Annotated in this window: 10 protein-coding genes; 5 read left to right on the forward strand and 5 right to left on the reverse strand. The window is 41.6% G+C overall.

Annotation, left to right across the window (positions count from 1 at the left end; translation table 11 throughout):
- Positions 1-331: 331 nt before the first annotated feature.
- Complete coding sequence (gene tyrS, locus A6K76_RS11045; RefSeq protein WP_066465049.1) at positions 332-1,600, forward strand: tyrosine--tRNA ligase; 1,269 nt, start codon at positions 332-334, stop codon at positions 1,598-1,600.
- Between the two features lie 47 nt (positions 1,601-1,647).
- On the opposite strand, the gene A6K76_RS11050 is transcribed toward tyrS, so the two are convergent.
- The 5 genes from A6K76_RS11050 to hisJ form a co-directional block, all read right to left on the reverse strand.
- The gene (locus tag A6K76_RS11050; protein WP_066465051.1) at positions 1,648-2,919 is read right to left on the reverse strand and encodes a hypothetical protein; all 1,272 of its coding nucleotides are present in this window, start codon (positions 2,917-2,919) and stop codon (positions 1,648-1,650) included.
- Between the two features lie 13 nt (positions 2,920-2,932).
- Positions 2,933-3,568, reverse strand: a complete 636-nt coding sequence (locus A6K76_RS11055; protein WP_066465053.1) for a hypothetical protein — start codon at positions 3,566-3,568, stop codon at positions 2,933-2,935.
- A gap of 263 nt (positions 3,569-3,831) precedes the next feature.
- A complete protein-coding gene (gene rpsD / locus A6K76_RS11060; protein WP_066465055.1) occupies positions 3,832-4,437 on the reverse strand; it encodes a 30S ribosomal protein S4 in 606 nt (201 codons plus the stop codon).
- A gap of 234 nt (positions 4,438-4,671) precedes the next feature.
- Positions 4,672-5,151, reverse strand: a complete 480-nt coding sequence (locus tag A6K76_RS11065) for a GAF domain-containing protein (protein ID WP_066465057.1) — start codon at positions 5,149-5,151, stop codon at positions 4,672-4,674.
- A 15-nt stretch (positions 5,152-5,166) separates the two neighbouring features.
- The gene (gene hisJ / locus A6K76_RS11070; protein WP_066465059.1) at positions 5,167-5,964 is read right to left on the reverse strand and encodes a histidinol-phosphatase HisJ; all 798 of its coding nucleotides are present in this window, start codon (positions 5,962-5,964) and stop codon (positions 5,167-5,169) included.
- 111 nt (positions 5,965-6,075) lie between these two features.
- Between hisJ and A6K76_RS11075 the strand changes: the two genes are divergently transcribed.
- From A6K76_RS11075 to A6K76_RS11090, 4 genes are all read left to right on the forward strand, one after another.
- On the forward strand, positions 6,076-7,785 hold the full coding sequence (locus A6K76_RS11075) for a septation ring formation regulator EzrA (RefSeq protein WP_169818013.1): 1,710 nt from the start codon (positions 6,076-6,078) through the stop codon (positions 7,783-7,785).
- A gap of 335 nt (positions 7,786-8,120) precedes the next feature.
- Positions 8,121-9,263 (forward strand): cysteine desulfurase family protein, encoded by a 1,143-nt coding sequence (locus tag A6K76_RS11080; protein ID WP_066465062.1) that lies wholly within the window; start codon positions 8,121-8,123, stop codon positions 9,261-9,263.
- Positions 9,260-10,465: a tRNA uracil 4-sulfurtransferase ThiI gene (gene thiI, locus A6K76_RS11085; RefSeq protein WP_066465063.1), complete on the forward strand. Its 1,206-nt coding sequence runs from the start codon at positions 9,260-9,262 to the stop codon at positions 10,463-10,465. The genes A6K76_RS11080 and thiI overlap by 4 nt, the downstream gene beginning before the upstream one ends.
- 333 nt (positions 10,466-10,798) lie before the next feature.
- Positions 10,799-11,650, forward strand: a complete 852-nt coding sequence (locus A6K76_RS11090; RefSeq protein WP_066465066.1) for an acetate--CoA ligase — start codon at positions 10,799-10,801, stop codon at positions 11,648-11,650.
- Positions 11,651-11,680 lie beyond the last annotated feature (30 nt).

Consider the following 11,680-nt stretch of genomic DNA (forward strand, 5'->3'; position numbering starts at 1 on the left):
AAAAATATACATATTGACATCGAACTAAATTCAATTACAATAAGGTGTATATTGATTTGACAGCGATGAAGGATTTGCAGTAATAGATGATTTCCCTGTGTAGAGAGCTAGCGGTCGGTGAAAGCTAGTCACAAACCATCTATGAATTACGTTTCCAGAGCGTCAACGGTTCGTCGCGATATAGACGCTTCAAAGTGGTGTTAAGTTCCATGCTTAGCACAAGCCGGGTGGTACCGCGTTTTCAATTGACTTGATAACGTCCCTGCACGTAAATACACGTGTAGGGGCGTTTTTTTATGTTTCTACACGAATCGACTTGGAGGAATAAACAATGAACGAATTATTACAAGATTTAAACTGGCGCGGACTGCTATACCAACAAACAGACGCAGAAGGTATGGAGAAGCTACTTGATGCAGAAAAAGTATCGTTATACGTTGGTGTTGACCCGACAGCAGATTCAATGCACATCGGTCATATCGTACCACTTCTTACACTTCGTCGCTTCCAAAAGGCAGGGCATAAGCCGGTGCTATTAGTCGGCGGGGCAACAGGTACAGTAGGAGACCCATCAGGACGTTCTGAGGAGCGCCAATTACAAACGATGGAGCAAGTAGAAGCGAACGTGCGTGGCTTAAAAGCACAAATGGAGCGTTTATTCGACTTCTCATCAGATGCAGACAACGGTGCGATTTTAGTAAACAACAACGACTGGGCAGGGCAAATGACATTAATCGACTTCCTGCGCGACTACGGAAAATTAATTAACGTTAACTACATTTTAAGCAAAGATACAGTTGCATCACGTTTAGATTCTGGTATTTCATTTACAGAATTTGCGTACACGCTTATTCAAGGAATGGACTTCAACCACTTATACGACAACTTCAACGTGCGCATTCAAGTAGGTGGCTCAGATCAGTGGGGCAACATTACGACAGGTTTAGAAATGATCCGTAAAACGCATGACGAAACAGCGAAGGCGTACGGTATTACGATTCCACTTGTGACAAAAGCTGACGGCACGAAATTCGGTAAAACAGCAGGCGGCGCGGTTTGGTTAGACGCGAAGAAAACATCGCCGTACGAGTTTTACCAGTTCTGGGTAAACACAGCGGACGCAGACGTCATCAAATATTTAAAAATCTTCACGTTCTTAACGCGCGAGGAAATCGAAGTGCTAGCACAAACAGTTGAAACAGAAGCGCATTTACGTAAAGCGCAAAAAGCGTTAGCAGAAGAAATGACACGCTTAATTCACGGCGACGAAGCACTTGCAACAGCACAACGCATTACAGCGGCACTATTCTCTGGTGACTTAAAAGCGTTATCAACAGACGAAATGAAGGACGCATTTAAAGACGTACCTTCTACAGAGCTACCAAAAGAGGACATCAACATCGTCGAGCTACTTGTGCAAGCAGGCATTTCACCATCGAAGCGCCAAGCACGCGAGGACGTAACGAATGGTGCGATTTCAGTAAACGGTGAAAAGGTACAAGATTTAGACTACACAATCGATGCAAAAGACCGCCTAGACGATGCATTCTCAATCATCCGTCGCGGTAAAAAGAAATACACGATGGTGCAGTTTAACTAATACACAGCAAAAAAGGGTATGAGCTACATGTTAGCTCGTACCCTTTTTTATGATCGTTTGTAATATAAATACGCATGACAAAGCGCTAAACAGCCACTAAAGCTGTACGTTTCATGCTCAACATTATGCGCATGCCCGAATAATAAATGAATCGGCTGTTCGACATTTGCGACCGTATTGGTGATCGCTTGTTCAATCGATAGTGCCGCTTCATCGAACGTTTCTTTCACGACGTATAACATTTTATGCGTTTCAAACATGTTATGTGCAAGAAACGTCAAATTTGTTTTTTGTAAATTTGTATGCAATAGGTTAAAAATGACACTCGTTTCCTCGTATGGGAGCGGTTTCTCACTTTCGATAAAAAATAATAAAAGCGCATAGCCATCGTGTTGCGTCGTAAATTGCTCTGCTCGTTTTTTAAACGCTTTAAGCCCATCAAAATGCGAAGGTGCCTGTTCATTTAACTCATTTTTGAATGATTGCTGCTGTCGTCTGTCGTGCATCGCTTCATATTGCTGCTTCAGCATAGGAATACGCTCTAGCTGATTCGTTTCTTCAAAAGCTTGAATGACGAGCGATAGCGCTTGTGCGTACAAATCATATTCGTTTGATTGCTGTAGTTTTTCAAGAAGGGCAGTGCCTTTTTCGATGACTCCTTCAAATTGCTGTTGGAATACGTAATAATGAAGCATAATTGTTTCAGCGTATAATTGCTCACGAATGTACGGGTGCTTCTCCAGCAATTGCTGTAGCTCATCGCAAAGTGCCAACGCATCGTCTACTTGCGCTGCTTGTAAATAAATTTGTGTTAATGTGAGCAATGCACGTGTCACATATAAGCCGTGCTTGAGCTCACCTACTTTAGCAAACAGCACACCTGTACGTGCGAGGTTGATTGCTTCTTGACTATGAATTTGTGGCAGTAAGCTCATTTTCGTATACGCTGCAGACAATGTAAGCCATTCGCCGCGCTCGTAAGCAATCGAAATCGCATGACTAAACTGAGTATGTGCCACTTGTGGGTTATTCGTTAAAGCGTTTAACGTACCAGACGCATAGTAAATGAGTGATTCATATATTTTAAACGCTTCATGCTCATTCATTAGCTGCTCACATATGTGTAAATCGGTTGCAGCTGCTTCAAAGTGCTGGAGTTGTAAATGCAATGTAAGTCGTTGAATGTAACCAGTTAGCTGTAGCTCGAGATTATTCGTACGTGTTGCTTCTTGAAGTAATTGTTCGACATAACGATATGCTTCTGTAAATCGACCGTTCGCAACAATTGATTGTAAATCATTGTGCAATTGAAACTCCATCGTTTTCCACCACCTAATATGAGATTGTTGCTTTCGCATATTGAATCGCTTTAATACGTTGTAACGTGTTTTTAATTAATAGTTGTAACGGTATTTCCCAATCGCTTGCACTGCGCACCGCTAATTTTACTAAATATGATTGCATTTCTGTAAATCTTCTCGGATGCATGTCGTCATCTTCTTTAAAGCGCTTCGTAAATAAAATTTTCGGATCAACGCTTTGGAATTGTCTCGATAACGAAGCGTAAGTAGCATGAGCTTCATCTTCAAGAATTAACCGTTTATATAGATCAATGCATAAGTTCGTCAGTTCAATCGCAGCTAACAACGATTGTTCGAGCTTGCCATTTGTCGAAACAGATGCTTTTTGAATGTTAACGTTCGATGTGAAAATGTTTAAAATCGTTGTGCGAACGCTGTAATAAAGTGCGTTAGTTGGTTCGACGATTAAAGTTATTTTTTCATAGTAGAAAAAATGCCAAAAGTCGTTTAGCAGCGCATATACATGGAGGTTATCTTGCTCGGGACGACGTAGTAACATGTAATAATGTGTGTAGTTCGTAATGGCTAATTGTAAATGAGTGTCTGAGCTGTTTACAATATAAAGTCCCATATTGTTTTCGAATACTTCAGTCATTAAGTGATCCATCATAAACTCCTTTTTAGTAAATATAAGTAAAAATATTATAAATTTATTAGTAATTTAAAGCAACTATGTATATGAATTGAATATTTTTTCGAGAGTTTAATTTATATTTTAGTGCATAAAGTCTCTTTAATTAGTAAATATAGGTTTAAGTGTGAAGTTTTTGTGTAATGAAACGAAAAGCGAGCGCATGAAAAAGCCCTAAAGCATATTGTATGCACAATAGCTTTAGGGCTTCGTTTGTCGCTAAATGCAACAAGTTTAAATTAACGAGAGTAGTACTCTACGATTAATTGTTCGTTGATTTCAGCTGATAATTCAGAGCGCTCTGGTAAACGTACGAATGTACCTACTTTAGAGTCAGCATCGAATGATAAATATTCTGGTACGAAGTTGTTTACTTCGATTGCTTCAGCAACAACTGTTAAGTTAGCTGATTTCTCACGTAAAGAGATCGTTTGACCTGGTTTTACTGAGTAAGATGGGATGTCAACGCGTTTACCGTCAACTAAAACGTGACCGTGGTTAACTAATTGACGAGCTGCACGACGAGTACGAGCTAAACCTAAACGGTATACTAAGTTGTCTAAGCGAGTTTCAAGTAAGATCATGAAGTTCTCACCGTGTAGACCAGTGCGGATTTTACCAGCTTTAATGTATACGTTTTTGAACTGACGCTCAGTCATACCGTACATGTGGCGTAATTTTTGTTTTTCTGTTAATTGTTGACCATACTCTGATTTTTTACCACGAGCATTTGGGCCGTGTTGACCTGGAGCGTATGGACGCTTTTCTAATTCTTTACCTGTACCGCTTAAAGAAATACCTAAGCGACGTGAAACTTTCCAAGATGGACCTGTGTAACGAGACATATTGTAGTCTCCTCCTTCAAATTTGGTTTTTTTATTGTGAAAAATAAAAACCAGTTATACCCGTGTCTTTCGCGCATTTTGTTTTCACATATCTTCGCCCTTGCAGCCTGTAGGGTTACGCAATACACCGTCTAGCAAGCTAGAGGAACAAAATACAATCGTAAAGTTATATAACTGCTGCGATTCATTTAACACAAAGGCTATTGTAACAAGATTGCTTGTTTGCGTCAACAATTAAACATGGCGTAAAAGCGTTTCGACAAATTGCGTTAAGCCGGTAACGTCGTCTTCTGTGAAGCGAGCAAGTGACGGGCTATCGATGTCGAGCACGCCGATTACTTCGCCGTCATGAATGAGTGGCACAACGACTTCTGAATTTGTTGCACCGTCGCACGCAATATGACCCGGAAACGCATGCACGTCTTTCACGAGCTGCGTTTGTTTCGTTGCGACAGCTGTGCCACAAACGCCGCGCCCGACTGGAATACGCACGCATGCAGGCAATCCTTGAAACGGTCCAAGCACAAGCTCACCGTCTTTCATAAAGTAAAAGCCGACCCAGTTAATGTCGTCTAAAAATGTGTTCAGTAGTGCAGCTGCGTTGCTGTAGTTCGCGATCGCATCTGGCTCTCCTGTGCAAAGTGCATCAAGCTGCTTCGTGACAGTGGCGTATTGTTCAAGCAACGTGCCAGCGTAAGTCGTTTTCGTAAACATAAAAATTCCCTCTTTCTATAGAGACGCAAATACGTCGTCGTAAAATTGATGTAAGTCTGCTGCTGTGTGGGCATCTGAGCCGAAAACGAGCGGAATGCCGAGCGATTTGGCGTAAGCGACGTATGGCTTCGGTGGATACTGCTCTAAGCAATCTTTTTTCGCAAGCCCGGCGCTGTTAACGTCTAGCTCGTAGCCGTGCTGCTGCATAAGCTGAAGCGTTTTGCGAATCGCTGCGTCGTCGTCAATCGCTTCGCCGTGTGCTCGTTGGAATTTATGCACGAGCGTCGGGTGTCCGATTCGCTTTGGCTTGTACGGTCCTAAGTCCGCGATGATCGATTGCTGCAATGTGTCATAGTATAAATCGTACACCGCTTGAACACTACCGATTTGCTTGGCGACGCTTAAAAATTCGTCCGCTGAAAAATCGATGCACGTATAACGGTCGGCAAGCTGTAAAAAATGCACCGATAAAATCGCATCGTCTAGCTCGCGACCGTACGTATTTAAAAATTGTGTCGTTTCTCGTTCATAACCTTGAATAAAATCGACTTCTAAGCCGATAGAAATGGAAATATCTTTTGCATACAATTTTTTTAATTTGTGTAATGTGGTAAAGTATTTTTCAAGGTGTGTTTCATTCATACCAGAATCTTGATCAGGTGTTGGATCGACAAAGCTTTTTGGTAACGGCGCATGTTCTGTAAATGTAATGTGTGTAAACTGCTGTGTAATCGCTTTTTCGATGTATTGCTCAAAAGAATCTGGGCTGCCATGTGGGCAAAATGGTGTGTGAATATGTGCATCTCTTTTCATTGTAGCTAAATCCTCCAAAAAGATTGTAAGTTTTACGATGATATAGAAGAAAAAACGTGCTAAAATAAGAAGTAATATGTTTGATAGGGATTATGCGACAGGAGGGTTATGATGGAGATTGCCATCCTCATACTCGCTCTTATTTTAATCGTTGCAATCGTCAGCTTTAGTATACGACGAAAACGCAAAAAAGAAATAGAGCGACTTGAACAGAAAAGAAAAGAATTAGAAAACCGACCGATTTCAGAGCAGTTAACGCGAGTTAAAGACTTAAATATGGACGGTCAAGCAGAAGAATTATTTGACAGATGGCGTGCAGAATGGGATGAAGTTGTTAGCATTCATATGCCAGCAATCAAAACGCTTCTTTATGAGGCAGACGAGGCGATCGATCGATTACGCTTTTCAAAGGCGCAGGAAATCGAGAAGGAGATCGAGGAGTACATCGAACAATGCCATAGCGATATGGACAACATTTTAGCAGAGCTAGAGCATTTAATTGGCAGCGAGGCACAAAGTCGTGTCGAAGTGGAACAGTTAAAGGAACATTATCGCAATGCACGTAAAACGTTGTTAGCACACCAATATTCATTCGGCCCAGCGCTTTATGAGTTAGAGCGACGTTTAGAAATTTTTGCCCCAAGCTTTGAGCAATACGAAGAGTTAACAGAAGAAGGAAACTATTTACACGCAAGCGAGCTAGTAAAAAGCTTAGTCGGCGAAGCGGTAGCGCTCGAGGCGATGATCGTCGAAATTCCAGATATTTTAACGGAGCTGCAAACGAGCATTCCAGCAACGATTAGCGATTTACGTGCAGGTCACCGTGAAATGGAGCAGCAAGGCTATTACTTAAAGCATTTAGAAATGATTTCGTTTTTAGATGAGCTAGAGGCACATTTACACGAGCTATTACAGCTTGTACAGCAGCTAGAGCTTGATAAAGTAAAACCGAGCATTAACGTGTTAATCGAAGAGCTTGATTTTTGTTACGACCAGCTTGAAAAAGAAGTTATTTCACGCGTGTACGTTGAGCGCAATGCCTTCAACCTACAAGATCGCCTATTAAATGAATTATTACAGGCAAAAGAGTTGATTACTGAGGCGATTTTCGTTCAGCAATCGTACCGTCTCGAAAGTGAAAAAGCAGATAAGCCAAAGCGTTTAGCAAAAGAGCTTGAACTATTGCAGCGTCGTTACGATGTATTGCTAGAGCAATTTACAGACGGGCATTCAGCGTTTACGAGCTTAGAAGCTGACTTACAAGACATTACTGCTTCATTTGAAAAAATTGCAGAAGAACAAGCTTCATTTGCCGAATATTTAAAAACGCTTCGTGTAGAAGAAATGGATATTCGCGTAGAGTTAGATGAGCTTCGCAAAGAGCTGCATGAAGTAGACCGTAAATTACATAAGGCGAACATCCCTGGAATTCCAGATGAGATGCGCAGCCGCGTTGCAGAAGTAGAAGAGCAGCTGTTTGTCGTGGAAAAAAGCTTAGAAGAAGTGCCACTTAACATGGTGCAAATTCGCACAAATGTGAAGGTTGCAAAGGAATTGTTAGAGGGCGCACGTACGAAAGTAATCGAAATGGTTGAAAACGTTATTTTATTCGAGCATACGATTCGTTACGGCAACCGTTACCGAGCGACACATCCAGATGTGCAAAAACGTTTCCGTGCAGCAGAGAGATCATTCACTGCGTTACGTTATACAAAGGCGTTAGAAGAAGCGGGAGTTGCGGTTTCACAAGTCGATCCAAAAGCACTTGAGGCGATTCAACGTCTTGCGCAAGATGATTTATATAAAGCGACAAAATTGTAAGCACAAACGTATGAAATTTTAAAAATGTTGTATATAATAAAAACAGCATACACGAAATGTTTTAAAGGACTTGTCTCGAGCCATGCTTAGACGAGTCCTTTTCATATTGGCAAAACGTTTCATTTACTTATGCGCAGTTTTTGTTAAAATAAACAATTGATGTTCAAATGCAAACGAGTGTGTCGATTAACGAATAATTAGGCTGGACGCGTTCAGCCACACTAGTTCAACTTTGTATTCGATTTACACAATGAAAAACACGAAGTTCATTTCGTGAAACGAGTTAATCAACAGATGTGAAATGTAAAAGTACTAACAATAAAGGAAGGCTTCATATGATTTATTTAGATAATAGCGCAACGACGAAAGTGCATGACGATGTGCTTGCGTCATTTATACAAGTAAACAATCAGTATTATGGCAATGCGGCATCGATTCATGCAATGGGTGTGGAGTCAAACGATTTATTAACACGTGCGCGCATGCAAGTGGCACAACTTGTTTATGCAGAGCCAGAGAATGTTATTTTTACATCAGGTGGCACGGAATCAAACAACTTTGCGTTTTATGGTGTCGCAGCGGCAAGTAAGCATAAAGGTCGCCACATCATTACGACAGCGGTTGAGCATCCGTGTGTGTTAGAGGCAGCAAAGCGTTTGCAGCAGCAAGGCTACGAAGTCGATTATTTATCTGTCAATGCACAAGGTGTCATTTCACTAGAGGAGCTGCGTGATAAAATACGAAAAGATACCGTACTTGTGAGCATTATGCACGTTAACAATGAAATGGGTGCGATCATGCCGATTCAGCAGGCGGCGGCAATTATTCATGACAACAGTCGCGCTGTATTCCATGTCGATGCGATTCAAAGCTTCGGCAAACTGCCAATTACACTAGCGGACGGCCCGGATATTATTACGATTTCAGGGCATAAAATTCATGCGTTAAAAGGTTCAGGTGTACTTGCGATGAAAAAGCATGTGCAAATTGAGCCGTTCATCGTCGGTGGTGGGCAAGAATTCGGCATGCGTAGCGGAACGGTCGCAGTGCCACAAGCAGTCGCATTTGCAAAAGCAGCGCGCATGGCAGTTGAGCAAATGCCAGCGCATGCAAAAACGTACAGTGCATGGAAGCAACAATTATTTCAATATTTTGAGTCGTTAGGTGATGCGGTAAACGTTATTTCACCAGCAGACGGTGCACCGCATATCGTGTCAGTTGGCGTACAAGGCTTAAAAGGTGAAATTTTAATTAATGCACTGCAAAAAGAAGGCATCATTGTATCGACATCAAGTGCTTGTTCATCACGTCAAACGAAAACGAGCCACGTCATGGAAGCAATCAAAGTGCCACAGCAATATAAAGACGGTGTCATCCGCATTAGCTTTGGCGCAAATAATACAGAGGCAGACATACAAAAGTTTAAGCAAGTATTTACACATGTCATGCATCAATTAAAAGGAGAATTCGTACGATGATGTATAAAGAAATTTTAATTCGCTACGGTGAATTATCGACAAAAGGAAAAAATAAAAAGGATTTTATCGCGCGTTTACGTGATAATATTCGATACAGCTTCACAGATTTAGCACCGTTGAAAATTCGCACAGAGCGCGACCGCATGTTTATCGAAACAGAAACAGAAGAGCGCATGGAGCAATTAATGACGCGCATTCCGAAAATTTTCGGCATTCAGTCGTTTTCAGCAGTTGCATCAGCGGAAAAAAATATGGATGCGATTAAAGAAGTCGCGCATAAAATTATGGAGCAGTATAAAGAGCCAATTACATTTAAAGTAGAAGTAAAGCGTACAGACAAATCGTTCCCGCTTGAAACACATGATATTCAACGTGACGTCGGTGGTTATTTATTGACACATTTTGATCACTTAACAGTAGATGTGAAAAAGCCTGAGCTACCACTGCGTATTGAAATTCGTGACGATGCAGCGTATTTAATGGCAGGTGTTATTAAAGGTGCAGGTGGTATGCCAGTCGGTTCGAATGGTAAATCGTTGCTTATGCTTTCAGGCGGTATTGATAGCCCAGTTGCAGCGTATTTAATGATGAAGCGAGGTGTGCGTCTTGAAGCGATTCACTTCTTTAGCCCACCGTATACGAGTGAAAATTCACTGCAAAAAGTAAAGGATTTAACGAATCTTTGTACGCAGTTTGGCGCGCGCATTCGTCTGCATGTCATTCCGTTTACGGAAATTCAAACGCTTATTAAAGATAGCGTGCCAGCGAACGTTTCGATGACGACGACGCGTCGCATGATGATGAAAATTGCAGATCAAGTGCGTGAAGAAGTTGGTGCACTCGGTATCGTAACAGGTGAAAGCCTAGGACAGGTAGCATCGCAAACGTTAGAAAGCTTAACGGCAATTAATGATGTGACGACGACGCCAGTGCTGCGTCCGTTACTGAGCTACGATAAGCTAGAAATTATCGACATTGCTGAACAAATTGGCACGTACGAAACGTCAATTTTACCGTATGAAGATTGCTGTACGATTTTCACGCCGTCGAATCCAAAAACGAAGCCGAAGCTAGAAAAAGTAGAATACTACGAAAGCTTCACGGAGTTTGATGAGTTAATCGCAAAAGCAGTGCGTAACCGTGAAACGTATAGCTACCCGCAAAAGCAGCCGAAAGCGGATAAGTTTGCAGATTTGTTATAAATAACGACAGTCACATAGCGATGTGAGACAAAATAAATGCCTGTGGAGCGCTTTTCGTTCCGCGGGCATTTTTTCGTTTACTTTTAGCATAGCGGCGTATTTCCATTTCACGATAGTAATTAAGACTAGGTGCTAAAATTTGCCTATTTTATAAAAATGAACTTTAAGTTTAAACGAAGGAATTTTTGTTTGCGATAGAAATTATAAACTTTTATAAAAATTGTGACTTGATAATAAAAAGTTGAATATTTTTTTGAAAAAACAAAAAAATGGAGGTATAATGGAAATAGGTACACAAAAGGGGTGTATCGTTACACAAAGGGGGAATTGAATATGGATCGAAATGAGCTAGTAGCACCGCAGATTTACAACATTGTAGAAGAAATTGAACGCTATGCTAATGTGTCTAACGATGCGTTAATCGTACATAACGAAGATGACACAATCGAGCGTATTTCATACAAAGCGTTAATTGAGCGTGCAAACCGCGTAGCGAATGTTTTCCAGCAAGATGGTTTACAAAAAGGGGACGTAGCACTCATTATGGTACCGCGCTCAGTTGAAGCGTACGTTGTGTACATTGCAGCATTAAAGGCAGGATTAGCTATTATTCCGAGCTCGGAAATGCTGCGTGCAAAAGATATTGATTACCGCATCGTGCATGCTGAGGCAAAGGCGATCATTGCGGATGAAGCATACATTAGTGAATTTGAAGAAGCGGAGCATGCGAGCTCGATTAAGCAATACGTAATCGGAGCAGCACCAGAGCCTTGGCGTCAAATTCGTCAGCTCGTGCAATCGCAGCCGACGACGTTCGAAACAGTAAAAACAGCGAGTACAGACGTAGCGTTTATCGCATACACAAGTGGTACGACAGGCAATCCAAAAGCAGCCGTGCATCCACATTCTTGGGGCTATGCGCATTTACGTACAGCTGCTCCACAATGGTTAGGCATTCAAGAAGGCGACGTTGTTTGGGCAACAGCAGCACCAGGCTGGCAAAAATGGATTTGGAGTCCGTTTTTAGCATCACTCGGAAGCGGCGCAACAGCATTTGTGCATAAAGGACGCTTCTCACCAGAGGACTTCTTACACATTTTAGAGGAGTACAAAGTGAACGTGCTTTGCTGTACGCCAACAGAGTATCGTTTAATGGCAAAGGTAGAAGATTTATATATAAGGTGATTAATATTTAGATTTAAATCCTTTTTCTTC

The organism is Caryophanon latum, from assembly GCF_001700325.1.
Classification (GTDB): Bacteria; Bacillota; Bacilli; order Bacillales_A; family Planococcaceae; genus Caryophanon; species Caryophanon latum.

Bases quoted from the DNA above. Each gene is read 5' to 3' on its own strand.
- rpsD (WP_066465055.1), bottom strand. From the start codon at position 4,437: ATGTCTCGTTACACAGGTCCATCTTGGAAAGTTTCACGTCGCTTAGGT.
- A6K76_RS11050 (WP_066465051.1), bottom strand. From the start codon at position 2,919: ATGGAGTTTCAATTGCACAATGATTTACAATCAATTGTTGCGAACGGT.
- A6K76_RS11080 (WP_066465062.1), top strand. From the start codon at position 8,121: ATGATTTATTTAGATAATAGCGCAACGACGAAAGTGCATGACGATGTG.
- thiI (WP_066465063.1), top strand. From the start codon at position 9,260: ATGATGTATAAAGAAATTTTAATTCGCTACGGTGAATTATCGACAAAA.
- A6K76_RS11065 (WP_066465057.1), bottom strand. From the start codon at position 5,151: ATGTTTACGAAAACGACTTACGCTGGCACGTTGCTTGAACAATACGCC.
- A6K76_RS11090 (WP_066465066.1), top strand. From the start codon at position 10,799: ATGGATCGAAATGAGCTAGTAGCACCGCAGATTTACAACATTGTAGAA.
- tyrS (WP_066465049.1), top strand. From the start codon at position 332: ATGAACGAATTATTACAAGATTTAAACTGGCGCGGACTGCTATACCAA.
- hisJ (WP_066465059.1), bottom strand. From the start codon at position 5,964: ATGAAAAGAGATGCACATATTCACACACCATTTTGCCCACATGGCAGC.
- A6K76_RS11075 (WP_169818013.1), top strand. From the start codon at position 6,076: ATGGAGATTGCCATCCTCATACTCGCTCTTATTTTAATCGTTGCAATC.
- A6K76_RS11055 (WP_066465053.1), bottom strand. From the start codon at position 3,568: ATGGATCACTTAATGACTGAAGTATTCGAAAACAATATGGGACTTTAT.